Below are 24,104 nucleotides of genomic sequence, written 5' to 3'. Positions count from 1 at the left end.
GCAGTTTGAAGAGTATGAAATAAATTATCATACTCTCCAGGACTGTTATGGAAGATACCAGCTGATTTTTTTCCAAAGCTCGTTATCACCAAATTCTAACGTTGGATCAATTTCGATCCTTTCTTCGGAGATGAATTTTAAGTATGGAGCAACTAAAGGAACATCTTCAGGCTGAATTCCATATCGCATCAACATTATGTGAGCCTTATTGATGGTACCGTATCTTAGAAAATCAATGAAAACAGCAGCTCTTTGATCGCCGGTATCATCTAAATATAATTTGAATGCCCCCACGAAAACATCAGTAAGAGAGAATGAGATTACAGTATCAAGGTAGTCGTAAGTATCAAACACAACGGTATCATAGCTTACATCCCTTGAGTTTACAGAGTTAAATAGAGAGTAGGACCTAATCAGATTGCTATCAGGTAATTTATTAGCTGGTTGGGAAAATCTTGAAATACCATTATTATTACCATCTCTATCTGATATGTAGCTGTATCTTATTCCAACAATTTCTTTAAAACTTCGACCAGCCATTACAAGAAACATAATGTCAATTGCTGATTTGAATACATTTCTTTCACCGTCATATAACTCTCGGCCTAAAGATGTTTCATACAACGATAAGAAACAAGACTTGACTTTATCCCTTCCTTCTCTATTCTCAGGGCCAATTAGTTTACTACCAAACTGTTCGTTGAAAACGGTATCTAAAATAAATGTAATCTTTTTATATATGTTATCATTCTGTAACCTTTCAATCTTGGATTCGGGAAGATTTATATCCTCATTGAAAGTTCCATTAACAATGGATTTTATGAGTTCATGGTTATCATTATCTGAGTCAACTGGATTCTCTAATACTGACTCCTCTTCTAATTTGAATGGTGTTTTGACTCGGCGTGATAACAACTCTGCATTATGTGTATATACATATCCATAATCAAATTCTTTATTCTTTGATAAACGGCCACTGCGACCTATTAAGTTTTTAAATGCCAGACATCTTTTCTGTTCAGACTCGCCATACATCTTCATATTTGCAAGCCAGACTATATCAAATGGCATGTTGATGCCTTGGGCTAACGTACTGGTAGCAAAGCAAATCCTAGCAAATCCGGCTTTAATAAATTTCTCGACTAAGTATCTAACTTCTAAAGGTACAGAACCATGGTGAATTACTACACCGATATTCAATAGTTCTACCAATACAGATCTATGGCCGTGGTTATTAGCGCCTAATATATCTCCGACGTTATTAATTATTTTCAGCGCTTCTTTATCTACTATTTTTTTGAATTTAGCAGTGTGTTTCTTGAATTTGTTGATAAATTTCCCATCATAGACAGATGCTTTTGATACATAAATAAGGACTGATTTATTACCTGAAAATGCAAATTGTTCAAAGCTACCCGAAAAAGGTGCAGCTTTCTTTAACAAATGCCCCTTATTCATATATGGTGAAAAATAATAGTCATTGCCATTCTTATGCGCATAAATGAAAATTTTTCCTACAGTGTTATGAGCATAACTCCGAGAGTATTTTTCGGGGGTGTCGATATTGTGTTTTTTGAACTGAGCTTCGGGATTATCTACGAAAGGATGTGCAAAGATTAGTTTTGCTGTTGGAAAAAGTTTCTGTACGCGCCTAACGGTGACATCGAATATTACACCTCGCTCTTGTTCTTCAGAAACTTGAGCTTCATCAAAAAAGAACAAATTAATATTTAGCTTTTTACTAAAAGTTGTTAGATCTTTTGTCCGTTCTGGCGTGAGAACAAATATTCTTCTTAAATTCCTGTTAGTATAGACATAATCCACAAACGTACTAATCATCACATCTTTGTCATGTTCAAAGTATCCTTTTAAGTTTTCAACGTACTCTGCTATTAATGCCCTCGATGGTACGATAATAACAGCATCGCCATCTTGTGTGCTGATGTATTCCTTTATTGAAAATGATTTCCCTGCACTTGTAGGCGCTGATATAGAAATGAATTGTTTTTCTTCAACAGCATCACGAATGCTTGCCTGTACAGGAGTAAGATATTCACCGTACTGCTTTTTGTACTGGTTTCCTATTGTCCCTAAAATGAATGAATAGAGATTTGAAGGGGATTTATTTTTATAGAACAATCCCAGGGTAGATATTATGTTTTCCTCATGAACTGCAAATTCCTCAGCATGAAACTCTTTATAATATGTTAACTTCTCGACCAACTTGTTATCAACTGGTCCTTTGCTATGCAAATCATCTAATATCTGTCCAATGGATTTATTTGGATCTTCGTCATTGATAATTTCTTGAATGCTTAACATTTTACACCAACCAAATATATAAAACTAACGCGGTCTAATAATTCTATTTCAATAACGGTTTTAATCGCATTATCCATTATTATTTCAGGATGATCTGAGTTGATAGAGAAAGCTGCGATGATGCCATATTTTTCTTCATCGAGATTTTTGATCGCGTCTTTATGACAAAGGTTTACTAAATGAACGCGATCACGGAAATGTTTATCTTGTGTGATAAAGTCATGTGCTTGGCGGATCGCATTTCCGTGTGGGTTAATGGAGGCTGAAAATTTGGCTTCTCCGAAGTTTATAAGATTTCCAGTACATGTTGTATGAAAATCAAAACCCTCGTTTTGTTTTAATTGAGGTTTCCATAACTCAGCAATAGGTAGGGAAATGTGGTGTAATATCTGACTTAATGCTCGAGAGGATCCAATGGAAACCATAACTTCACCAAATTCAGCTCCTAAGGGATCACCATCAAGAACTTTATTGAATATTTCAACCAATGCATCAGTTGTTTCTTTCGCAGTAACTTTATATGACCGCTGTGTACCAGCATCGAGAGAAGAAATCCAGGATGTATTCAACACTGAGTTCACAAGCTCTGTAGCTATCAAGTCAGTATTATTTACGTTTACGATACATGTTATTATCGCAGGATCTTTATCTTGGTAGTGATACTGCGAGTGAATACATCCCCACTCAGTATCGTCTATAACTATGGATTTTGGTTCTTCAGGCATCATACCTTCCATAACACGTTCTTGATAGCTACGTAACTTGTAGTACTTCTCTGGAGATGAAGAAATTTCAAGAAGTACAGATTGTAGATGTACGAAGCCTAGAAATTTAAAACACTCATGTTTTGTAGAGGATTTTAATGATAAAGTCCAGATAACAAACACATTATTCGAACCATCACCATACTTTTTAGTGTCAATCTTATCTACTTATTCCGCATTGATTAACATAGACTGATTTAGCAACTTCCGCTTTTGGCACAAAGCGGACATTGAGGAAGGAGTTCAATCCTCGAGGTTTACTAAGTGCAATAAGTTCTACTCGAATCCTGCTACCCCTTTGCCCAGCTTATCAGCCCATTCCTGCATCATAACCTTTCACTCATCGAGATAAGTTGCATGGTTGTATGTGCGACGAAAATTGTTGGTATCAGCGTGCACAAGTTGGACCTCAATAGCGTCGGGTTGATAGCCCATCTCGTTTAAACGTGTTCTTCCTGTAGTTCTGGTATATAGATACCACTCCAGCCGAGACTTTTAAGTAGCCGACACAGAGAGTGCGATGTCATTGGGCTTAGCGGATTATCCCTGCCCGGAAAAAGGTGCTACCGATGCCCGGTTAATCCCTGTAGTGTTCTGAGCTTTTTGACAGCTTGGGAGGGCAGGGGAATACCGTGTTCTCTACAAGCTTTCATTCGCGCTGCCGGAATGGTCCACAGGGCGCTATCAAGATCGATTCTGCCCATTCTGCTTCGGTAACTTCAGCGGGACGCGCAAGTGTCCACCACATTAACCATATGCAATAGTTAACCTGGTACGAGCCATGACTATTGTCAAAACAGCTCAATAATCTCCCGATTTGCTGTGGGTTTAATGCCTGTTTGTGTTTTATTAGCAGGAAGGGGCTTGCGCGCAGACCAGACGGGATCGCTATCAGCTCCAGGCGTCGCGACTGCCAACTCGAAAATTGATGAAACGGTGCGGCGAGCTTCCGCTGCAACTGTCGGGGCTCCCCGTTTAGCTGTTTCCTGAAGAATTTCAAGGATGAAGATGGAAGAATGTTGTACTCATCCGCGCACTCATTTTTGACTGCGTTGCTACGAGATGAATTGAGACTCTGTGAAATGAAAAATCCACGCAATTGCGTGGATTTTAAAGGTTTTTGTGGTTTTCATGAGATTCAGTGAAACCTCATGAGACGACAAATTTTATTTAGACGTTGAACAGGAAGTTCATTACGTCGCCATCTTTAACGATGTAATCTTTACCTTCTGCACGCATTTTACCGGCTTCTTTCGCGCCTTGCTCACCCTTGTAGGTGATGAAATCTTCAAATGCGATGGTTTGTGCGCGGATAAAGCCTTTCTCGAAGTCGGTATGGATTTTACCGGCAGCCTGTGGCGCGGTGGCGCCAACAGGGATTGTCCATGCGCGGACTTCTTTCACACCAGCGGTGAAATAGGTCTGCAGGTTAAGTAGTTCGTAACCGGCACGGATCACGCGGTTCAGGCCCGGTTCTTCCAGACCCAGTTCAGCCATAAATTCGTCACGATCGGCATCGTCAAGTTCTGCGATATCGGATTCAACTGCAGCACAAACGGCAACGACCACAGAACCTTCAGCGGCGGCGATTTCACGAACTTTATCGAGATATGGGTTGTTCTCAAAACCATCTTCGTTGACGTTGGCAATATACATAGTTGGCTTCAGGGTCAGGAAGCTCAGGTATTTGATAGCCGCTTTGTCTTCGTCAGTCAGGTTTTTCAGTGCACGCAACATACCGGCGTTTTCCAGCTGTGGCAGGCATTTTTCCAGTGCAGCCAGTTCTGCTTTAGCGTCTTTGTCGCCACCTTTGGCTTTCTTCTGCACGCGGTGGATAGCGCGCTCACAGGTATCAAGGTCGGATAAAGCCAGTTCGGTGTTGATAACGTCGATATCGTCAGCCGGATCCACTTTATTATTAACATGGATAATGTTGTCGTTTTCGAAGCAGCGAACTACGTGACCGATAGCTTCGGTTTCACGGATGTTGGTCAGGAACTGGTTGCCCAGACCTTCACCTTTGGACGCGCCTTTTACCAGGCCCGCGATATCCACAAATTCCATTGTGGTTGGCAGGATACGCTGTGGTTTTACGATTTCGGCCAGTTGATCCAGACGCGGATCGGGCATCGGAACAATACCGGTGTTCGGCTCGATAGTACAGAACGGGAAGTTTGCCGCTTCAATACCCGCTTTTGTGAGCGCGTTGAACAGGGTGGATTTGCCTACGTTTGGCAAACCGACGATACCGCATTTGAATCCCATGTTTAAATCACCTTAATCTTTTGATATTCAACCTGTTATAGAAAACAGATTGTAGAAAAGTAAATAACTCTGCCTATTATACACAGCACGCGAGAAAAATGCCGCACATCACTGCTTATTGAGCTTTAAAGGTATGTAAGCGGCTCGTTGCTTTCGTCAGGCCATCTTTGAATAAAATCTCGGTACAACGAGCCGCTTCGTCAATAGCTTCATCAATTAACTTCTGTTCTGAAACAGGCGGTTTACCTAAAACAAAGCCGACAACTTTGTTTTTATCGCCAGGATGGCCAATTCCGACGCGTAAACGATGAAAGTTCGGGTTATTGCCTAACTTGCTGATGATGTCCTTCAGGCCATTGTGCCCACCATGACCACCGCCAAGCTTAAATTTTGCGACGCCCGGGGGCAGATCCAATTCGTCGTGGGCGACTAAAATTTCATCGGGGTTAATGCGATAAAAACTGGCCATCGCGCCGACGGCCTTGCCGCTCAGATTCATAAATGTGGTCGGCACCAGCAAACGGACATCTTCACCTTCGAGCGTCACTCTGGAGGTGTAACCGAAGAATTTCGGCTCATCGCGCAGGGGGGCTCGTAATCTCTCTGCCAGTAGATCGACGTACCATGCGCCTGCATTATGTCGCGTTGCCGCATACTCTGCGCCGGGGTTCGCCAGGCCGACAATCAATTTAATCGTCACGTATTTTGTCCTGAGTGTGTCTATAACCGGCGTGTAGTTTACTGTCTGTCGGTGCGCTTGACAAAAAACTGCGTGCGTAACTGCAAAATCTGAATAATTGCCCAAATGGACTATTAGAAAATGAGGTTGTTCAGTAGCTTATTTGTAAAGTTTTGTTGCATTGGTGTTTGTAATTGTGATCGCTCCCGCACATGCAAACGGCAGTGTTGTCTATACTTTACACATAAGGATTAGGGGTATTCCCTGTAGCAACCCAAAGTTCCGGAGGTGACACATGAAACGCAAAAATGCTTCGTTACTCGGTAACGTGCTCATGGCTTTAGGGTTGGTGGTGATGGTTGTCGGTGTTGGCTATTCTATTTTAAATCAGTTGCCGCAATTTAATCTGCCACAGTTTTTCGCACATGGTGCTGTGCTCAGTATTTTTGTTGGTGGTGTTCTCTGGCTGGCGGGGGCCCGCGTCGGTGGGCATGAACAAATCAGCGACCGCTACTGGTGGGTTCGTCATTACGACAAACGCTGTCGCCGGAATAACAGCCAACGCCACAGCTAAGCGGTGACGTTATTGTAGACCAGTCAGCTTTATGCTGACTGGTTGTTAGTTCGCCTTGTTTCTGCGCGAGCGGGAACGGATGCGCTGTAATAACACGACTAGCGCCAAAACAACCGCCAGATATCCCATAGCATACATTCCCTGATGCTTTCTCGACTCCAGCTGCGGATCGGCTACCCACGCCAGAAATGCGGTGACATCGCGTGCGTACTGTTCTTCCGTTTGGGGTATGTGTGTTTGCGTAGCCCAGATTACCTCACCGTCTGTCAGTGGTTTTGGCATATTGATAATCCCGCCCGGGAAATACCGGTTAGCCTTCATCTCAGGATCATCGGGAACATACCCCGTCAGCAATGCATAAATATAATCAGCCCCTTGTTCGGAATAAGGAATAAACGCATCCAGTAAAAATTGTGGAAATCCGCGATCGTAGGTTCGTGCCCGAACGATATAGCTCAAATCTACCGGCAGCGCGCCATTGTTGAGGTATTTGGCTTCCTGCTCATTGAGATAAGGGGAAGCAAAGACATCATTCAGATTGCCATCCCGTTCGCCGGGTTGCCCGTCGTCCTCCACGGTTGCAAAGACGTAACCGCTCGCCATTGTTTTAGCTTCAGCCTGACTCAGCTCCGGCCCTCCCGGTTTGGTCAGCGTTCGGAACGTCAGATATTTCATGCTGTGGCAGGCCCGACATTTTTCTTCGTAAACCTGCAGACCGCGTCGTAACTGCTCTGTGTCGTATTTGCCGTTCGCACCGCTAAAAGACCACGTCTGCGGTGGCGGTTGCTGCGCACTGAGTACGTTGCTGAAGAACAGACCCAGACTGAGGGTGGTGTACGTTAAAAATCGGCCCATAATGTCAGTCCTGTTTTTCCAGTAAGCGTCGACACGGCAGAACAATCAGAAACCATGCGAAATAGACCAGCGTTGAAAGCTGAGATGCTGCACGGATCCAGCCCTCGTCATGATTAAACCCATCAACTAAATCCGGACCAACCAGCGCTTTTGATCCCAGCCAGCCTAAAAAGAAGGCGTTGCCTACCCAAATCCAGAAGCTGACTTTAACCAGCTTGCTATAGTTGCGAAACCGCGCACGTGACGTATCCAGCCAGGGGAGAAAATAGAAAATCAGTACCGAGGCGCACATCGCAGTAATACCCGCCAGCTCATTGGGAAAGCAGCGCAAAATAGAGAAGAAGGGCAGAAAGTACCATTCCGGTGCGACGATGGCCGGCGTGACTGTCGGGTCGGCGGGAATAAAGTTATCGGCGCTGCTGAGATAATGGGGCGCGAAGAAGAGAAACCAGGTAAACAACATTAAAAAGAGAGTGAGTTTAATGGCATCGCTCTCGGTGACGCGAAAATCAAACAGCAGCCGTTGAGACTCTTGTGCGGAAAATGTTTTCTTCATCGCATGGGCAAAAGCCGACTGAACGGTGCGTACATGCCATATCGTCACCGCGACAATCGCGAATGGAATAATAAAGTGAAGCACATAAAAACGCCCAAGTGTTGGTGTACCGGGCGCATATCCACCGACTAAATAGGTATACAGCGAATCCCCGATAAACGGAATTGCCCGGGCAAAACTGGTAATAACCGTGGCTGCCCAGTAGCTTTTTTGCCCCCAAATAAGGCTATAGCCCAGAAAAGCAGTGATCATCAGCAGCACATATAACGTCACGCTGATGGTCCACATCTTCAGATAGGGTTTGCGGTAAACGTTGTAATACATCGCGCGGAAAATATGCAAATAACAGGCAAAGAAAAAGAGTGAAGCGCCAGTTGCATGCATGTTGCGCACCAGTTCACCGTGCCTGACTGAACGCATAATATGAATAATGGAATCAAATGCGGACTCCGCCGTAGGTACGTAGAACATTGCCAGTACAATGCCCGACAGGATTTGGACACCCAGCATCACCAGCAATATCAAACCGATAGCAAATACCCACAGCCCGGAAACGGAGCGGGGAAGCGGAAGGCGAAACTGAAAGTTGCGCCATGACGTCGTTATATCAGAAGTGCTCATATCAGGCATCCTTTGCACCAATACGTACGCTCAGACCATCGGCAGACAAGGTATAGTCCGGGATTGCCAGATTCGCAGTGGCTGGACCGCGCGTCACACGTCCGGAGGTATCAAACTCTGAACCATGACACGGACAGATCCATCCCTGGCCACTGGGGTTGGCGTTAGGAACACACCCTGCATGAGGGCAGTAGCCCTGTATAACCAGCCACTGTGGATGTGCCGCTGTAACCCGTTCGCTATCTGCCTGAGGAGCCAGCAGTAATCGATTATCTGCCTGTTGCGCCGCTGCAATCTCTTGCGGAGTTCGGTGGTGAATGAGGATCAGTTTTCCCTGCCAGATACGCTTCACTGTCTGGCCTGCTGCTACGCCTGCAAGAGAGACATCAATTGGCTCATTTTCTGCCTCGGTTTTATCATCCGGACCCAGTGCTGAGATGAGCGGCCAGGCGGCGGCGGTGACACCCGCCACGCCGACAAATTTTGTCAGTTTGCACAGGCAGTCACGTCGCCCGGTCTGGATCGTTTCACTATCGGGTTTTTTATCCACCACCAGTATTCTCCCTTTATCGTGGCGTTACTGTTTATCGATGCGGGTATAAATATCCTGAAAGCGTTTATCCGCAAGGCCCGGTGCTTTAAACGCGCGGTAGTTGTCGGGCAATACGGCGTCACCGACTTTGATCAGCATGATCATGCCCTGGGCATAGTGGGGTGAGCATTTGATGCCGTAGAAGCCTGCGTTGTCGTATTTGACTTCAATCTCTTCATCGATTTTGCCAATGAAACCGGGATAGCCTGCGGGTGAGAGTTCGGCAATCGAGGCTGCATTGTGGCTCTTATGTTTGCGGATAAACTTCACGCTATCGCCCGGTTGGATCGCCAGATAGTCCGGCTCGTAGACCATTGGCCCACCAGCACCTCGGTTTTTCATCAGCACTTCATGCGTTTGTGCAAAAGCCGTGGAGGTGAAGGCTAACAGGCACAGGATTTGCAGACTTTGCTTAATACATTTCATATCAGTTCCTTTGGTATTTACGCTGGTCGTTGGTAGCGGATGAAGCAGCTCGCCCCATCAGGTGGACGTTCGACAATTGCATCGATGCCAAACCAGCAGTTAAGGTTTTCTCGGGTGAACACTGCAGAAGGATTGCCCTGCATCGCCAGTTGTCCGGCTTTCATCACCATGATGCGATCGCAGAACATTGCGGCATGATTCAGGTCGTGCAGGGCAGCAATAACGGTAAGTTTCTCGCGTTTGACAAGGTTGAGCAGGCCAATCTGATGTTGGATATCGAGATGATTTGTCGGCTCATCCATCAGCAGTACCTGGGGTTGTTGCGCCAACGCCCTGGCTATATGCAGGCGCTGGCGTTCGCCCCCGGAGAATGTATGCCAGCAGCGATGCTGTACGTTTTGCATGGAGACTTTTTCCAGCATCGCTTGCACAATCTCATCGTCAGAAGGCGACCATGGCGACAACAGGCTTAGAAATGGTGTGCGGCCAAGAGAAACGGCCTGAATGGCGGTAAGACGCTCGCTGGTTTCTGCCTGTTGTTCAACAAGAGCCACTTTTTGCGCCAAATGGCGCCGCGAATAGCGGTGAACGTCTTTGTTGTTCAGCAAAACCTTGCCTGCGGAGGGTTTCAGTAAACCGGCCAGAAGCGAAATCAGTGATGTTTTCCCGGAACCATTGGGGCCGATAATCCCAACAAACTCCCCGGGAGAAACCTGAAAAGAGACATCATTTACAATTGCCTTGCCTTTCACTTCCCAGTGCAGATTTTGCGCGCAAACCACATGATTAGCCGCATTCGCTCTGCGTAGAGGTGATGTAAAGCATGGGTTAACGGTCATTTGCTCGGATTCCCTCGTATCAATATGAGTGAAAATGCGGGAGCGCCGACCAGGGCGGTGATCACGCCGATTGGCAACACTTGCCCTGGAAGCAGGGTTCGGGAGATGACATCCGCCACGATGAGAAAAATAGCGCCAATAAAGGCGCTTACGGGCAATAAGCGGTGATGCTGGTTTCCCACCAGTAAACGGGCGGCATGAGGAATGACCAGCCCGACAAAACCAATAGCGCCTACAATCGATACCATAATGGCCGTCATTCCCGTCACTGCGGTAATCAGTACGACGCGGGTGCGTTTAACCGGAATACCCAGCGATGCGGCCGATTCAGCGCCAAAGGAAAATGCATCAAGATGGCGGGCGTAGCAAAAGCAGATAATTATGCCGACCAGCGCAGTTGGGATAGCCAGAACCACATCTGGCCAGCGAACGCCGCTAAGGTTGCCCAGTAGCCAGAACATAATGCCGCGAGCCTGCTCGGCATTGGCTGAGCGGGTGATAATCAGTGAAGTGATGGCATTGAACAACTGTGAGCTGGCAATCCCGGCGAGAATGATTTGCGTGGTGGCGGAACCGTGTTTTCCCCGCGCAGCCATCGCCAACAGTGCGACAAACAAAAACGCCGTCAAGGCGCCGATAAATGCGCCGAGAGACATGCTGACGATCCCTGCACCCAGTCCGGTTAATGCAATGAGCACGGCTCCGGTTGACGCTCCGGCGGAAATCCCCAGCAGATAGGGTTCGGCCAGCGCATTACGTAGCAGTGACTGTAACACTACCCCGGAAACCGCCAGACATGCGCCGCAACAGGCGGAAACCAGCGCGCGAGTCAGACGGTAGTTCCAGATAATCCCGGCATCCAACGCGTCCACCATATACTGGGTGTCAAACAGTCGGTTTGCCAGCGTATGGATAACGTGCTGCCACGGAATAAATGTTTCACCGATGGAGATCCCTGCCAGAAGAACGCCACACATCACCACACTGACCCACAGGCTGTGTAGCACTGCCCGGTTTGTTAATTGACGAATGGCCTGGCGCGTCCTGCGTAATTCACTCATTATTTTACGGCTGCCCTGAGTACAAAAGGGCGTTATGCCTGCAAAAGGCATAACGCGCGACGAGGATTAATGAGTGGCTTTTGGATGTGCCAGGCCGTACTGCACCAGCGCATCAGCGAGTTTCTCAAGACCATCGATAGTTCTTATCCCGGCATTCATGGTTTGCACGTCGATCACTGGCAGGTGGTTTTCTTTAACCGCCGGGATCAGGCTGGTGACAGGATCAGACTTGAGGTATTCCATTTTGACTTTCCAGTCATCAGCTGGGAAACGGCGACGTCCCATTTCGCCCAGAACGATAACCGATGGATCCGCTTTGGCGATGGTCTCCCAGCCTACAGTTGGCCACTCTTCGGCGGAATCAATGACGTTTTTCACCCCAAGTGATTGGGCGATCCACGCGGCGGGGCCAAATTTTCCTGCGACATACGGGTCAAGTTGCAGATCGGCGCTGGAGAACCAAAAGACGGCGGAAACGTTGTTGTCCATACCGGTAATTTTGGATTTTGCCGCAGCCTCACGTGCTTTGAGGCTGGCAATCAGTTCATCACCTTTGTCCTGAACATCGAAAATTTTTGCCAGATCTGCGACTTCCTGGTAAACCATGGCGATATCAAACATCCCCTTACGTACACCATCTCCGCCGTCTTCGTTATCTTTGGCACAATCGGCGGGAGCGGTATAAACCGGAACTTTCAATTCGCTGAATTGTTCGTAGGACGCGACCGTACCGGCAGGGCCAATTTGCCATTCAAACTGGCTGGCTACTAAATCTGGCTTTTTAGCAATAATCCCTTCAAAGCTCGGGATGTTCTGTGCAATGACCGCAATTTTATCATTCACCGCCTTGTACTGTTCCGGGACGGGACCGAACCAGAGTGACGTTCCGACAACACGATCGGCCAGACCCAGAGAATAGAGTATTTCAGTGCTATTTTGCCCTACGGTGGTAGCTCGCTGGGGAGCTTTATTAAAAGTAATATCCCGGCCACAGTTTTTGATAGTCAGTGGATATTCTGTTTTGGCCGCAGAAGCCATATTACTGGCCAGGAAAAGTGCGGCGCCAGTCAAGGCCAGAAGTGAAAGTTTGGAATAAGAAGAGGTAATGTCAACGTGCATTATAATTGTCCCTTTCATGCCAGAATCTGATCGTCTGGTATATAATTTCGGGACAGGCGCATGACGATAGATGACATCGAATCATGATGTACAGACAAGATAATATGAAAAAAAAGTATATTCTCGTCTACCAGGTCAGGAATCACGATCATTAGTTCGTCAAATAAATCACCCCATGGACCATCCCGTCCACTCAATGTATACAACCTTGACAGTAGGTCTCCTGGCTCGCGGCAATCAGAATATCGGCCTTCCCATAAATAAATCTTTACAGTGACCTATGGTGATTTATTACCATACGAAGATATTCTGTATCCGCTTACAGTTGCGGGGGCAGCTATGGCATAAGATTGAAATAATCCGCACCATATTCCGTTTCAAAATAATAAGTACATTCTGAAATACTGTCATCGGCGAATGTATCGGCATCCAATTATCGCGTCAACCGCTTGAATAAGTAGGGGTATTTGTTTTGCTATTGTTAATTCCTTTAAAAACATAGTGTTATGAGAATATTTTTTAGTGTGTTCTATGTTGATGGTGAATATCAGATAAATTAAATGAGAATTATTTGATTCTGATCAATTAATTTTGCTGCGATAAAAATGACCGGAATTAATAGTGCGGATGCACAATTATTTAATTATTTGCACAATGTCACATTCCGATAGCATATTTCTCCATATGCACAATTTGTTGTTCTCCACCTTCATCTAAAAACTCGGTGAAATGATGGCGTAGCCAAAACGGATAACCGCCAGGTAAAAAATGATGGGTGTGCAGGTAGAGTGTTTTATATTGTTGACGCAGGCAAAATTGTTCTGCCAATGAAACTAACTGACCGCCTATTCCCTGGCGACGATAATTTTGTTCAACGTAACAACGACAAATCTCAGCGGTTGTAGATAAATTATAACGCCCACGTAATGTCGATATTCTGTCATCGTACTGGCATACCGCCAGCGTGGCGATAAGCTGTTGTTGTTCATCCCATACGCCGATCAACAGATTTCGTGGCTGGTGAATGTATTGTGAACGTAACGCTAACACATCCTGACTTGAGTCGGGGAGTGGCCTGTTGGCATTAAAATAGAGATTCAGATGCCGGATAATAAACGATTGCACGGCTGGAATATCAGTCTCGGTGATTTCGCGATAGACAAATGTAGAGTCAGATTTCATGGCTACAGGTATCGTCAGAGAGCAGGAGAGATGATGATAACAACTCAGACGTGTTTACAGAAGAGAAGTGTTACCGGCAGGCAAGAGCATGCCGGTAGCAGATGAACATTAAATATCCGCCAACGCTGCGTCGCGGTTCGGGAAGAATGCCAGACGGCCCGGGATCGGTTGGATGCCCGCGCGCGCCATCGTGCGCAGCGGCTGGAATTCCAGATTGCTGATGCGTAATTCACAGCCTTCCGGAAGACGTTTTACAAAACGCTGGAAGGCGTCAAGGCCACCAGCATCCAGTACCGGTACAGCGTCCCATTTCAGCACCACAATGCGTTTGCCTTCAATACGAGACTCGAGATCGGTAAATAGTCCCTCAGCTGCGGCAAAGAACAGTGGGCCAATCACGCGCAGTACCAGCACATCATCCGGTACAACTACGTTCACTGGTGCCAGACGTGTCATGCGGGCAATACGGCGCATAAACAACAGGGAGGCAAGAACGATACCGACGCTGATGGCGACCACCATATCGAACAGAACTGTCAGCGACATACACATCAGCATGACGATGATGTCGTCTTTCGGTGCGTGGCGCAGCAGATCCACCACTTTATGGGCTTCGCTCATGTTCCACGCCACCATCAACAGCAGTGCAGCCATTGCCGAGAGGGGTAACCAGGAGAGCAACGGCGCTAACACCAGCAGAGCGAGGATCACAAGAATTGCGTGGATGACTGCGGAAACTGGTGAGGTTGCCCCGGCACGGACGTTAGCCGCAGAGCGGGCAATAGCAGCGGTAGCCGTTATGCCGCCAAAGAACGGTGCGACAATATTCCCCAGACCCTGACCAATCAGTTCACTGTTGGCTTTGTGTTTGGTTCCGGTCATACCGTCGAGCACCACGGCGCACAACAGGGATTCAATTGCCCCCAGCATCGCCATAGAGAAAGCCGCGGGTAACAGTGCCTGTAATGAACTCCAGCTTAGCGTGAAGTCTGAATCTGGCAGGTTCCACGGCAATACCAGTTGCGGCAACAGTTGTGGGATACCGTTACCCTGGGAACCGTCAGCCAGAATATAGTGGAACTGAGAACCGATGGTCGCCACATGGCCGCCCATCAGGTTAACAATGCCCATCACCGCACAACCGGCCAGCAGTGCAGGAAGATGGCCTGGCAGACGGATCCCCAGACGAGGCCAGAAAATCAGGATCCCAAGCGTGACCACACCAATAGCGGCATCGCCGAGGTTGATGGTCGGTAATGCCATAAACAGTGCACCTACCTTTTGCAGGTAGTGCTCCGGTACATGAGCCATTTGCAGACCAAGAAAGTCTTTAATCTGCATGGTACCGATGGTGATACCAATACCGGACGTAAAACCTAAGGTGACAGACACGGGGATATATTCGATCAGGCGACCAAAGCGGGCGAGGCCGAAAAGGATCAGAAATATCCCGGACATGAGCGTGGCAACCAACAGGCCTGCCAATCCGAACTGCTGCGATACCGGATACAGGATCACCACGAAGGCGGCGGTCGGACCAGAAACGCTAAAGCGTGACCCCCCGGTGAGGGCAATAACAATCCCAGCAACGGCTGAGGTATACAAGCCGTACTGTGGCGCAACGCCGCTGCCAATTGCCAGTGCCATCGCCAGCGGGATAGCAATGATCCCAACGGTTATCCCGGCGATCAAATCACGGGTAAAGCGTGAGACGGTATATTTTTCTTTCCAGCAAGCGTCGATGAGAGCGCGGAAAGGCATCACATGTGAGGAAAATAATCTGTTCACAATAATGTTTCATCCATGAGCGCATCATCTGTCAACTAAATGGCAGGTGAAGGAGGCATAAGTCATACAAATAAATGTTGCAGATAAAAAAACCCGCCGCAGCGGGTTTTTGAGCCGGGCTCGATTAATGCTCGAACATAGCAGAGATGGATTCTTCGTTGCTGATACGACGAATCGCTTCGGCCAGCATACCCGACAGGGTCAACGTACGCACGTTCGGCAGTGCTTTGATTTCATCAGTCAGTGGAATGGTGTCACAGACAACGACTTCATCAATCACAGAGTTGCGCAGGTTGTTTGCCGCATTGCCTGAGAAGATCGGGTGGGTAGCGTAAGCGAATACGCGTTTTGCACCACGTTCTTTCAGCGCTTCTGCTGCTTTGCACAGCGTACCGCCGGTATCGATCATATCATCAACCAGCACGCAGTCACGACCTGCTACGTCACCAATGATGTGCATCACCTGAGAAACGTTCGCACGTGGGCGACGTTTATCGATGATAGCCATATCGGTATCGTTCAGCAGCTTAGCGATAGCACGGGCACGCACGACGCCACCGATGTCCGGAGAAACCACAATTGGGTTGTCCAGATTCAGCTGCAGCATGTCTTCTAACAGAATTGGGCTACCGAATACGTTATCAACCGGTACATCAAAGAAGCCCTGGATCTGTTCAGCATGCAGGTCAACGGTGAGGACGCGGTCAACGCCAACGCTGGACAGGAAGTCCGCGACGACTTTTGCGGTAATCGGTACACGAGCGGAACGTACGCGACGATCCTGACGTGCATAGCCGAAGTAAGGAATAACGGCGGTGATACGGCCTGCGGAAGCACGGCGCAGAGCATCGACCATAACGACCAATTCCATCAGGTTGTCGTTAGTAGGGGCACAAGTGGACTGGATGATGAAAATATCACCACCGCGTACATTTTCATTAATTTGTACGCTGACTTCGCCGTCGCTAAAGCGACCTACAGCGGCGTCGCCGAGTGAAGTGTACAGGCGGTTGGCAATACGTTGTGCTAGTTCCGGGGTGGCGTTACCAGCAAAAAGCTTCATATCAGGCACGAGAAGAACCTCAGGCATGCGTCCATTGGTGGAAAGAATCTGCCGAAAACTGTGCGGGCCAGGCAGTATCCTCTCCAGGCGGTGTATTAAAGAGCGCGATGCAACGTCTGGAACAGGGTGACGTTGTCACCGCAACTCAGCTTGCCCGGCTTACTCATCGTCATTCACGTTTCATGTCTCCTGGCATCAATGATTCACACCGTCACATTTTGTATGCTTCCGGGGATTCGCCATCTTACCATTTTCCTGAAACCCGAATGATTTAAAGTAACGCTCTGTGCAATGGGGAGAGGTTGACACCTTTCGCCACAAAGCCTTGGAGCCATTCCGGGGCTTGCTCAAGCACCTGGCGAGCACGGGACTCTGTGTCAAATTCAGCAAAGACACAAGCCCCTGTACCAGTCAGGCGCGACGGCGCGTATTCTAACAGCCAGGAAAGCGCTGCATCAACCTCGCGAAAACGTTTTCTTGCGATAACCTCGCAATCATTGCTGAATTCACATTTTAGTAACGTTTCTATTGACCTTTTTGGCGTGTTGCGCGGCAGTTGCGGATCTTTAAAAATAACCGGTGTTGGAATGCTGACGCCAGGATGGGCGACCAGATACCATTTTTCGGGGGGATTAACCGGTGTAAGGACTTCGCCTACACCTTCGGCGAAAGCGGCTTGTCCGCGCACGAATACCGGTACGTCGGCGCCTAACGTTAATCCAATCGCCGCCAGCTCATCTTGTGACAGCCCACAACCCCAAAGATGATTTAGCGCAACCAGCACGGTAGCGGCATTCGATGAGCCACCTCCAAGACCGCCGCCCATCGGCAGACGTTTCTTAATACTGATGTCAGCGCCGCTTCCTGTGGGCAGGCGCCCACTCCCAGCGGCGGTTTTCATCAGTAAACGTGCTGCGCGAACGATTAGGTTATCTTCATGCTCCACGCCTTCAACTGCGGTTAGCAGGTGAATTTCACCGTCGCTACGCACATCGATAGTGATGTCGTCACCATAATCGAGAAACTGGAACAGCGTCTGTAGCGTGTGGTAACCATCTGCACGTTGTCCAGTAATGTACAAAAACAGATTCAGCTTTGCCGGGGAGGGCCAGTGGGTCATCATTTCACAATCCAGTTATCCATTTTCAACTTAATGCGTTGAGCGCCGTCCGACAGTTCCATATTAGCGGGCATAGCGGGCTGCGTTTTACTGTCATAGCTGCTATAGACCACTTTCCAGTTCTTACCGTCCTGACTGTAGTTCACTTCACTCAGACGGTATTTCTCATCGAGTTTGTAATCAGTAGCCTCGCCAGGCAGACCGAGGATCCACTGACGCAGACTGTTTAAAGGAATTGGCATTCCGGTCAATTTACCGATCATCTCTTCGGCGTCGTCAGCGGTGTAATGCTTACCTTTGTTATCGACAAGCTCTACATTGCCTGGCTGGGCATTCAGCTCCAGTTCGGTGCTGCCCAGTGGGTTAGTCAACAAAAGACGATAGCGATCCTGACCGGTTTGCTGCCAGAAAAAGCGGGCATAGACTTTCTGCTGGTCGGAAATGTAGGCAAACGCGCCGCGCGTCTGATACTGATGTAGTGCGCGCACTTCCTGCTGGTGTTGACGCCATTCTGGGGAGTCGGGGCTTTTGCCAGGACCTTTCGGCGCGTTGAGCGTACAGGCGGTGAGGACCAGACTTGCCAGCGGCAGCAGGCGGATCAAGCGAAAATCAGGCAGGGTCATAATGATGACAAATCCTTGTAGTACGGTGCAATAATTGCCTGATGGCGCTACGACTCATCAGGCCTACAAACTCAACCCGTAGGCCGGATAAGGCTAATTTTTAGCCATCCGGCAAAATCTTGCCATCGGTTGCAGTTATAACCCTTAATGCTAGCGCCGAGCGGGTATATCGTCTACGTTCACGTTATCTTAATTTAAACCGTAAGCTATTACTCCAAAAGGGGGCTGTCTCTTTTATTGACCGCACGCATCCTGTATGATGCCCCCAGTCTAACCTTATCAACGCTGGTACTATTCCCGCACACATGACCCTTTTAGCGCTTGGTATTAACCATAAAACGGCACCTGTATCGCTGCGAGAACGCGTAACGTTTTCGCCGGACACGCTCGATCAGGCGCTGGACAGCCTGCTTGCGCAGCCAATGGTGCAGGGCGGGGTGGTGCTGTCGACGTGTAACCGTACGGAGCTTTACCTCAGCGTCGAGGAGCAGGATAACCTGCAAGAGGCGCTGATTCGTTGGTTGTGCGAATACCATAATCTGAATGAAGACGATCTGCGCAGCAGCCTTTACTGGCACCAGGACAACGACGCCGTCAGCCATTTGATGCGTGTTGCCAGCGGCCTGGATTCGCTGGTGCTCGGTGAGCCACAAATACTGGGTCAAGTGAAAAAAGCGTTTGCGGATTCGCAAAAAGGTCACTTGAATGCCAGTGCGCTGGAACGCATGTTCCAGAAATCCTTCTCGGTTGCCAAGCGCGTTCGAACTGAAACCGATATCGGCGCCAGCGCGGTATCCGTTGCTTTTGCCGCCTGTACACTGGCGCGTCAGATATTTGAATCTCTTTCCACGGTGACCGTGCTGTTGGTCGGCGCAGGTGAAACCATCGAGCTGGTGGCGCGTCATCTGCGTGAACACAAAGTGAAGAAGATGATTATTGCCAACCGCACGCGTGAACGCGCACAGGTTCTGGCAGATGAGGTCGGTGCCGAGGTGATCTCACTGAGTGAAATCGACGAGCGTTTGCAGGACGCCGATATCATTATTAGTTCCACAGCCAGCCCACTACCGATTATCGGTAAAGGAATGGTGGAACGCGCGCTTAAAAATCGCCGCAATCAGCCGATGCTGCTGGTCGATATCGCTGTACCGCGCGATGTTGAACCAGAAGTTGGCAAACTGTCTAACGCCTACCTGTATAGCGTTGACGACCTGCAAAGTATCATTTCGCATAACCTGGCGCAGCGCAAAGCGGCGGCAGTGGAGGCTGAGACGATCGTTGAGCAGGAAACCAGCGAGTTTATGGCCTGGCTGCGCGCCCAGAGCGCAAGTGAAACCATCCGCGAATACCGCAGTCAGTCAGAACAGGTTCGTGATGAACTGACCGCCAAAGCGTTGGCTGCTCTTGAACAGGGCGGTGATGCGCAAGCTATTATGCAGGATCTGGCCTGGAAACTGACTAACCGCCTGATCCATGCACCAACCAAATCACTTCAACAGGCTGCCCGTGACGGGGATAGTGAACGCCTGAATATTCTGCGCGACAGCCTCGGGCTGGAGTAGCAGCACACCAATCTCATTTTTTACAGGGTGCATTTACGCCTATGAAGCCTTCTATCGTTGCCAAACTGGAAGCCCTGCATGAACGCCATGAAGAAGTTCAGGCGCTGCTCGGCGATGCGGGAACTATCGCAGACCAGGAACGCTTTCGTGCATTGTCGCGCGAATATGCCCAATTAAGCGATGTATCTCGCTGTTTTACGGACTGGCAACAGGTTCAGGATGATATCGAAACGGCACAGATGATGCTCGACGATCCTGAAATGCGTGAGATGGCGCAGGATGAACTGCGCGAAGCAAAAGAAAAATGTGAACAGCTGGAACAGCATCTGCAGGTTCTGCTGCTGCCAAAAGATCCGGATGATGAACGCAACGCGTTCCTGGAAGTTCGCGCGGGTACCGGCGGCGATGAGGCCGCACTGTTTGCCGGCGATCTGTTCCGTATGTACAGCCGTTACGCTGAATCACGCCGTTGGCGCGTCGAGATCATGAGCGCCAATGAAGGTGAACATGGCGGTTACAAAGAAATTATTGCCAAGGTGAGCGGCGACGGTGTGTATGGTCGTCTGAAGTTCGAGTCTGGTGGTCACCGTGTACAGCGCGTACCGGCCACGGAATCGCAGGGGCGTATTCATACCTCCGCCTGTACGGTAGCGGTGATGCCGGAACTGCCAGAGGCCGAACTGCCGGACATCAACCCGGCCGATTTGCGTATTGACACCTTCCGTTCATCGGGGGCGGGTGGTCAGCACGTTAACACCACCGACTCGGCAATCCGTATTACCCACTTGCCGACCGGTATTGTGGTGGAGTGCCAGGACGAACGTTCGCAGCATAAAAACAAAGCGAAAGCGATGTCGGTGCTGGGGGCGCGTATTCGTGCAGCCGAAGTGGCAAGACGTCAGCAGGCAGAAGCTTCTGAGCGTCGTAACCTCTTGGGTAGCGGCGATCGCAGCGATCGTAACCGCACCTATAACTTCCCGCAGGGGCGCGTGACAGACCATCGCATCAATCTGACGCTTTACCGTCTGGACGAAGCGATGGAAGGTAAGCTGGACATGCTCATTGAGCCAATTGTCCAGGAATATCAAGCCGACCAACTGGCGGCATTGTCCGAGCAGGATTAATGGACTATCAGCACTGGCTGCGTGAGGCGATAAGCCAATTACAGGACAGCGAAAGCCCGCGCCGTGACGCCGAGATCATACTCGAGCATGTCACTGGCAAGGGGCGGACTTTTATTCTGGCATTTGGCGAAACGGAATTAACCGGGGCGCAGCGTGAACAGCTGGACTCTCTGGTGGCGCGCCGCCAGCGGGGAGAGCCTGTGGCACACTTGACCGGTATTCGCGAGTTCTGGTCGCTGCCGCTGTTTGTTTCTCCGGCAACGCTAATACCGCGCCCGGATACCGAATGTCTGGTTGAACAGGCGTTGGCGCGTCTACCAGCCTCGCCGTGTCGTATTCTTGATTTGGGGACCGGCACGGGGGCAATTGCGCTGGCGTTGGCTACCGAGCGCCCGGATTGCGCGGTAACTGCAGTTGACCGCATGCCAGATGCTGTTGATCTGGCGACGCGTAACGCACAGCACCTGACCGTCAGTAATGTTCGCGTATTGCAAAGCAACTGGTTTAGCGCCCTGCAGGGGGAACAGTTTGACATGATTGTCAGCAATCCGCCGTATATCGATGAGCAGGACCCGCACCTGGCGCAAGGCGATGTGCGCTTTGAGCCGTTATCAGCACTGGTGGCGGGCGATCATGGTCTTGCAGATATTGTGCATATCATCGACCAGTCGCGCAGCGTATTAATTCCCGGTGGTTACCTGTTACTGGAACATGGCTGGCAGCAGGGGCAGGCAGTGCGCGATGCTTTTCTTCGCGCGGGTTACCAGGCTGTTGAAACCTGTCGCGACTATGGCGGCAACGAACGAATTACGTTCGGACACACCGCATTATGACTACATTCAGCGTGCTACTTAGCATTCATCTTATCAGCATCGCGCTTTCTGTCGGTCTGTTAACGTTACGTTTCTGGTGGCGTTATACCGACGGACGCCTTGCATCTGCGCGCTGGTCGCGTATTGTGCCACCGATCATTGATACCGTTTTATTACTTAGCGGCGTGGCGTTGATCGTTAAAACGCACATCCTGCCATTCACCGGGCAGGGGACATGGCTGACTGAAAAGCTGTTTGGGGTTATCATTTACATCGTTTTGGGTTTTATTGCGCTCGATTATCGTCGGGCGCGCAGCCAGCAGGCGCGATTAATCGCTTTTCCGCTGGCGCTGGTGGTGCTGTACATCATCATTAAACTCGCCACCACAAAAATACCGTTACTGGGGTAAGTCATGAGGTCGTTAGCTGATTTCGAATTTAATAAAGCGCCATTGTGCGAAGGAATGATCCTGGCATCGGAATCTATCCGCCTGGATTTCCCTACGCAGTCTGTCTATGCCGAACTGGAACGTCTGGCAAGTCTGGCGCATGAAGAAATTAGCCAGCTCCTGTCTCAGGATGAGCAACTGGAAAAACTGCTGGCACTTTTTTACGGCGAATGGGGGTTTACGGATACCCGCGGCGTCTATCGTCTTTCTGATGCACTATGGCTCGACCAGGTTCTGAAAAATCGCCAGGGTAGCGCCGTGTCGCTTGGCGCAATCTTATTGTGGATTGCCAATCGGCTTGATCTCCCGCTGGTCCCGGTGATTTTCCCGACGCAGTTAATTCTGCGTATTGAATCGCTGGATGGCGAAATGTGGCTGATCAATCCGTTCAATGGCGAAACGTTAAATGAGCACACTCTGGAAGTGTGGCTGAAGGGGAATATCAGCCCGGTTGCTGAGTTATTTAACGAAGATCTGGATGAAGCGGATAATGCGGAAGTGATCCGCAAACTGCTCGATACGCTGAAATCTTCGCTAATGGAAGAGCGTCAAATGGAGCTGGCACTACGCGCCAGCGAAGCGTTATTGCAGTTTAATCCTGAAGACCCGTATGAAATACGCGATCGCGGATTGATTTACGCGCAACTGGAATGTGAACATGTTGCATTAAATGATTTAAGTTATTTCGTTGAACAGTGTCCGGAAGACCCGATCAGCGAAATGATCCGTGCGCAGATCAATACTATTTCGCACAAACAAATTGTATTGCATTGATTAATGACACTTTACCTACCGTTTAAGGCGATCCTATGAAACAAAAAGTGGTTAGCATTGGCGACATCAACGTGGCAAATGACCTGCCGTTCGTGCTGTTTGGCGGAATGAACGTGCTGGAATCCCGCGATCTGGCGATGCGCATTTGTGAGCACTACGTAACCGTTACTCAAAAACTGGGTATCCCTTACGTGTTCAAAGCCTCCTTTGATAAAGCCAACCGTTCTTCCATCCACTCATACCGTGGACCAGGCCTTGAAGAAGGGATGAAAATCTTCCAGGAACTGAAGCAAACTTTTGGCGTAAAAGTGATCACCGACGTTCATGAAGCCAGCCAGGCACAGCCAGTTGCTGACGTTGTGGATGTAATTCAGCTTCCGGCATTCCTTGCTCGTCAGACCGATCTGGTGGAAGCCATGGCGAAGACTGGTGCCGTTATCAACGTGAAAAAACCGCAGTTCGTAAGCCCTGGTCAAATGGGTAACATCGTGGATAAATTCCATGAAGGCGGTAACGATAAAGTTATTCTGTGCGATCGTGGTGCCAATTTTGGTTACGACAACCTGGTTGTGGATATGCTGGGCTTTAGCGTGATGAAAAAAGTTTCCGGCAACTCTCCGGTTATTTTTGACGTCACTCACGCACTGCAGTGCCGCGATCCGTTTGGCGCAGCTTCCGGCGGTCGTCGTGCGCAGGTTACCGAACTGGCGCGCGCTGGTATGGCGGTAGGTCTGGCTGGTCTGTTTATTGAAGCACACCCGGATCCAGCGAATGCAAAATGTGATGGTCCGTCCGCGCTGCCGCTGGCGAAGCTGGAACAGTTCCTGACGCAGATTAAAGCGATTGATGATCTGGTGAAAAGTTTCGACGAACTGGATACTGAAAACTAAACTGCGGTTTTTGTCTGCCGGATAACACGCCTGAGCGTTTTATC

The 24,104-nt window shown here is 49.1% G+C and carries 23 protein-coding genes, 1 pseudogene and 1 riboswitch; of the genes and pseudogenes, 7 read left to right on the top strand and 17 right to left on the bottom strand.

Going from position 1 to position 24,104, the window contains the following annotated elements; translation table 11 throughout:
- Nucleotides 1-45: 45 nt before the first annotated feature.
- The 5 genes and pseudogenes from AACS05_RS12930 to pth all read right to left on the bottom strand — a co-directional run bounded on the left by AACS05_RS12930 (nucleotide 46) and on the right by pth (nucleotide 6,051).
- Complete coding sequence (locus tag AACS05_RS12930; protein WP_045443733.1) at nucleotides 46-2,322, bottom strand: DEAD/DEAH box helicase; 2,277 nt, start codon at nucleotides 2,320-2,322, stop codon at nucleotides 46-48.
- Complete coding sequence (locus AACS05_RS12925) at nucleotides 2,316-3,059, bottom strand: hypothetical protein (protein ID WP_223306998.1); 744 nt, start codon at nucleotides 3,057-3,059, stop codon at nucleotides 2,316-2,318. The genes AACS05_RS12930 and AACS05_RS12925 overlap by 7 nt, the downstream gene beginning before the upstream one ends.
- Before the next feature lie 363 nt (nucleotides 3,060-3,422).
- Nucleotides 3,423-4,090, bottom strand: a pseudogene (locus AACS05_RS12920) (tyrosine-type recombinase/integrase); the annotation flags it as partial.
- 166 nt (nucleotides 4,091-4,256) lie between these two features.
- A complete protein-coding gene (gene ychF / locus AACS05_RS12915) occupies nucleotides 4,257-5,351 on the bottom strand; it encodes a redox-regulated ATPase YchF (RefSeq protein WP_045443727.1) in 1,095 nt (364 codons plus the stop codon).
- Between the two features lie 115 nt (nucleotides 5,352-5,466).
- On the bottom strand, nucleotides 5,467-6,051 hold the full coding sequence (gene pth, locus AACS05_RS12910; protein WP_016153302.1) for an aminoacyl-tRNA hydrolase: 585 nt from the start codon (nucleotides 6,049-6,051) through the stop codon (nucleotides 5,467-5,469).
- Between the two features lie 274 nt (nucleotides 6,052-6,325).
- Here pth and ychH point away from each other — a divergent pair, with 274 nt between their 5' ends.
- Nucleotides 6,326-6,604 (top strand): stress-induced protein YchH, encoded by a 279-nt coding sequence (gene ychH, locus AACS05_RS12905; RefSeq protein ID WP_045443721.1) that lies wholly within the window; start codon nucleotides 6,326-6,328, stop codon nucleotides 6,602-6,604.
- A 45-nt stretch (nucleotides 6,605-6,649) separates the two neighbouring features.
- On the opposite strand, the gene AACS05_RS12900 is transcribed toward ychH, so the two are convergent.
- The 12 genes from AACS05_RS12900 to lolB form a co-directional block, all read right to left on the bottom strand.
- Entirely contained in the window at nucleotides 6,650-7,459 is an 810-nt protein-coding gene (locus tag AACS05_RS12900; protein ID WP_045443718.1) for a cytochrome c1, read from the bottom strand.
- A 4-nt stretch (nucleotides 7,460-7,463) separates the two neighbouring features.
- Nucleotides 7,464-8,636, bottom strand: a complete 1,173-nt coding sequence (locus AACS05_RS12895; RefSeq protein WP_045443715.1) for a cytochrome b N-terminal domain-containing protein — start codon at nucleotides 8,634-8,636, stop codon at nucleotides 7,464-7,466.
- Nucleotide 8,637: 1 nt separating this feature from the next.
- Nucleotides 8,638-9,189, bottom strand: coding sequence for a ubiquinol-cytochrome c reductase iron-sulfur subunit (gene petA / locus AACS05_RS12890; protein ID WP_045443712.1), 552 nt, complete (start codon nucleotides 9,187-9,189; stop codon nucleotides 8,638-8,640).
- A gap of 24 nt (nucleotides 9,190-9,213) precedes the next feature.
- Nucleotides 9,214-9,654 (bottom strand): pseudoazurin, encoded by a 441-nt coding sequence (locus AACS05_RS12885; RefSeq protein WP_045443709.1) that lies wholly within the window; start codon nucleotides 9,652-9,654, stop codon nucleotides 9,214-9,216.
- A 17-nt stretch (nucleotides 9,655-9,671) separates the two neighbouring features.
- Nucleotides 9,672-10,493, bottom strand: a complete 822-nt coding sequence (locus tag AACS05_RS12880; RefSeq protein WP_045443706.1) for an ABC transporter ATP-binding protein — start codon at nucleotides 10,491-10,493, stop codon at nucleotides 9,672-9,674.
- Nucleotides 10,490-11,554: a FecCD family ABC transporter permease gene (locus tag AACS05_RS12875; protein ID WP_045443703.1), complete on the bottom strand. Its 1,065-nt coding sequence runs from the start codon at nucleotides 11,552-11,554 to the stop codon at nucleotides 10,490-10,492. Before AACS05_RS12875 ends, AACS05_RS12880 begins: the two co-directional genes overlap by 4 nt.
- 66 nt (nucleotides 11,555-11,620) lie before the next feature.
- A complete protein-coding gene (locus tag AACS05_RS12870) occupies nucleotides 11,621-12,673 on the bottom strand; it encodes an ABC transporter substrate-binding protein (protein WP_045443700.1) in 1,053 nt (350 codons plus the stop codon).
- Nucleotides 12,674-12,869: 196 nt separating this feature from the next.
- Nucleotides 12,870-13,097, bottom strand: a riboswitch (cobalamin riboswitch).
- A 233-nt stretch (nucleotides 13,098-13,330) separates the two neighbouring features.
- Nucleotides 13,331-13,855, bottom strand: a complete 525-nt coding sequence (locus tag AACS05_RS12865) for a GNAT family N-acetyltransferase (RefSeq protein WP_045443697.1) — start codon at nucleotides 13,853-13,855, stop codon at nucleotides 13,331-13,333.
- A 108-nt stretch (nucleotides 13,856-13,963) separates the two neighbouring features.
- Complete coding sequence (gene dauA / locus AACS05_RS12860; protein ID WP_071828963.1) at nucleotides 13,964-15,643, bottom strand: C4-dicarboxylic acid transporter DauA; 1,680 nt, start codon at nucleotides 15,641-15,643, stop codon at nucleotides 13,964-13,966.
- Between the two features lie 124 nt (nucleotides 15,644-15,767).
- Entirely contained in the window at nucleotides 15,768-16,715 is a 948-nt protein-coding gene (prs, locus tag AACS05_RS12855) for a ribose-phosphate diphosphokinase (protein ID WP_001518537.1), read from the bottom strand.
- Between the two features lie 262 nt (nucleotides 16,716-16,977).
- The gene (ispE, locus tag AACS05_RS12850; RefSeq protein WP_045443688.1) at nucleotides 16,978-17,829 is read right to left on the bottom strand and encodes a 4-(cytidine 5'-diphospho)-2-C-methyl-D-erythritol kinase; all 852 of its coding nucleotides are present in this window, start codon (nucleotides 17,827-17,829) and stop codon (nucleotides 16,978-16,980) included.
- Entirely contained in the window at nucleotides 17,826-18,449 is a 624-nt protein-coding gene (gene lolB, locus AACS05_RS12845; protein ID WP_045443685.1) for a lipoprotein insertase outer membrane protein LolB, read from the bottom strand. The genes ispE and lolB overlap by 4 nt, the downstream gene beginning before the upstream one ends.
- Before the next feature lie 305 nt (nucleotides 18,450-18,754).
- On the opposite strand from lolB, the gene hemA reads away from it, so the two are divergent.
- Genes hemA through kdsA form a run of 6 tightly spaced genes read left to right on the top strand, consistent with a single transcriptional unit; the run spans nucleotide 18,755 to nucleotide 24,060 of the window.
- Nucleotides 18,755-20,011 carry a glutamyl-tRNA reductase gene (gene hemA / locus AACS05_RS12840; protein ID WP_045443682.1) on the top strand — a complete coding sequence of 419 codons (1,257 nt, stop codon included), beginning with the start codon at nucleotides 18,755-18,757 and terminating at the stop codon, nucleotides 20,009-20,011.
- Nucleotides 20,012-20,052: 41 nt separating this feature from the next.
- Complete coding sequence (gene prfA / locus AACS05_RS12835) at nucleotides 20,053-21,135, top strand: peptide chain release factor 1 (protein WP_045443679.1); 1,083 nt, start codon at nucleotides 20,053-20,055, stop codon at nucleotides 21,133-21,135.
- Nucleotides 21,135-21,968, top strand: a complete 834-nt coding sequence (prmC, locus tag AACS05_RS12830; protein WP_045443676.1) for a peptide chain release factor N(5)-glutamine methyltransferase — start codon at nucleotides 21,135-21,137, stop codon at nucleotides 21,966-21,968. The genes prfA and prmC overlap by 1 nt, the downstream gene beginning before the upstream one ends.
- The gene (gene sirB2 / locus AACS05_RS12825) at nucleotides 21,965-22,357 is read left to right on the top strand and encodes an invasion regulator SirB2 (RefSeq protein WP_045443673.1); all 393 of its coding nucleotides are present in this window, start codon (nucleotides 21,965-21,967) and stop codon (nucleotides 22,355-22,357) included. Before prmC ends, sirB2 begins: the two co-directional genes overlap by 4 nt.
- A 3-nt stretch (nucleotides 22,358-22,360) precedes the next feature.
- The gene (gene sirB1, locus AACS05_RS12820; RefSeq protein WP_045443670.1) at nucleotides 22,361-23,170 is read left to right on the top strand and encodes an invasion regulator SirB1; all 810 of its coding nucleotides are present in this window, start codon (nucleotides 22,361-22,363) and stop codon (nucleotides 23,168-23,170) included.
- A 35-nt stretch (nucleotides 23,171-23,205) separates the two neighbouring features.
- Nucleotides 23,206-24,060, top strand: coding sequence for a 3-deoxy-8-phosphooctulonate synthase (gene kdsA / locus AACS05_RS12815; RefSeq protein WP_003020772.1), 855 nt, complete (start codon nucleotides 23,206-23,208; stop codon nucleotides 24,058-24,060).
- The last annotated feature ends 44 nt before the right edge of the window (nucleotides 24,061-24,104 follow it).

It is taken from the genome of Citrobacter sp. S-77 (genome assembly GCF_963864895.1).
In the GTDB taxonomy this organism is placed as follows: Bacteria; Pseudomonadota; Gammaproteobacteria; order Enterobacterales; family Enterobacteriaceae; genus Citrobacter; species Citrobacter murliniae.
The sequence above is the reverse complement of the archived record's forward strand: the minus strand, read 5'-3'. Positions and strand labels throughout refer to the sequence as shown.

What these genes read in the sequence shown, in the direction of transcription:
- AACS05_RS12930 (WP_045443733.1), bottom strand. Translation starts at nt 2,322, where the DNA reads ATGTTAAGCATTCAAGAAATTATCAATGACGAAGATCCAAATAAATCC.
- AACS05_RS12925 (WP_223306998.1), bottom strand. Translation starts at nt 3,059, where the DNA reads ATGGAAGGTATGATGCCTGAAGAACCAAAATCCATAGTTATAGACGAT.
- ychF (WP_045443727.1), bottom strand. Translation starts at nt 5,351, where the DNA reads ATGGGATTCAAATGCGGTATCGTCGGTTTGCCAAACGTAGGCAAATCC.
- ychH (WP_045443721.1), top strand. Translation starts at nt 6,326, where the DNA reads ATGAAACGCAAAAATGCTTCGTTACTCGGTAACGTGCTCATGGCTTTA.
- AACS05_RS12900 (WP_045443718.1), bottom strand. Translation starts at nt 7,459, where the DNA reads ATGGGCCGATTTTTAACGTACACCACCCTCAGTCTGGGTCTGTTCTTC.
- AACS05_RS12895 (WP_045443715.1), bottom strand. Translation starts at nt 8,636, where the DNA reads ATGAGCACTTCTGATATAACGACGTCATGGCGCAACTTTCAGTTTCGC.
- AACS05_RS12885 (WP_045443709.1), bottom strand. Translation starts at nt 9,654, where the DNA reads ATGAAATGTATTAAGCAAAGTCTGCAAATCCTGTGCCTGTTAGCCTTC.
- AACS05_RS12880 (WP_045443706.1), bottom strand. Translation starts at nt 10,493, where the DNA reads ATGACCGTTAACCCATGCTTTACATCACCTCTACGCAGAGCGAATGCG.
- AACS05_RS12875 (WP_045443703.1), bottom strand. Translation starts at nt 11,554, where the DNA reads ATGAGTGAATTACGCAGGACGCGCCAGGCCATTCGTCAATTAACAAAC.
- AACS05_RS12870 (WP_045443700.1), bottom strand. Translation starts at nt 12,673, where the DNA reads ATGCACGTTGACATTACCTCTTCTTATTCCAAACTTTCACTTCTGGCC.
- AACS05_RS12865 (WP_045443697.1), bottom strand. Translation starts at nt 13,855, where the DNA reads ATGAAATCTGACTCTACATTTGTCTATCGCGAAATCACCGAGACTGAT.
- ispE (WP_045443688.1), bottom strand. Translation starts at nt 17,829, where the DNA reads ATGATGACCCACTGGCCCTCCCCGGCAAAGCTGAATCTGTTTTTGTAC.
- lolB (WP_045443685.1), bottom strand. Translation starts at nt 18,449, where the DNA reads ATGACCCTGCCTGATTTTCGCTTGATCCGCCTGCTGCCGCTGGCAAGT.
- hemA (WP_045443682.1), top strand. Translation starts at nt 18,755, where the DNA reads ATGACCCTTTTAGCGCTTGGTATTAACCATAAAACGGCACCTGTATCG.
- prfA (WP_045443679.1), top strand. Translation starts at nt 20,053, where the DNA reads ATGAAGCCTTCTATCGTTGCCAAACTGGAAGCCCTGCATGAACGCCAT.
- prmC (WP_045443676.1), top strand. Translation starts at nt 21,135, where the DNA reads ATGGACTATCAGCACTGGCTGCGTGAGGCGATAAGCCAATTACAGGAC.
- sirB2 (WP_045443673.1), top strand. Translation starts at nt 21,965, where the DNA reads ATGACTACATTCAGCGTGCTACTTAGCATTCATCTTATCAGCATCGCG.
- sirB1 (WP_045443670.1), top strand. Translation starts at nt 22,361, where the DNA reads ATGAGGTCGTTAGCTGATTTCGAATTTAATAAAGCGCCATTGTGCGAA.
- kdsA (WP_003020772.1), top strand. Translation starts at nt 23,206, where the DNA reads ATGAAACAAAAAGTGGTTAGCATTGGCGACATCAACGTGGCAAATGAC.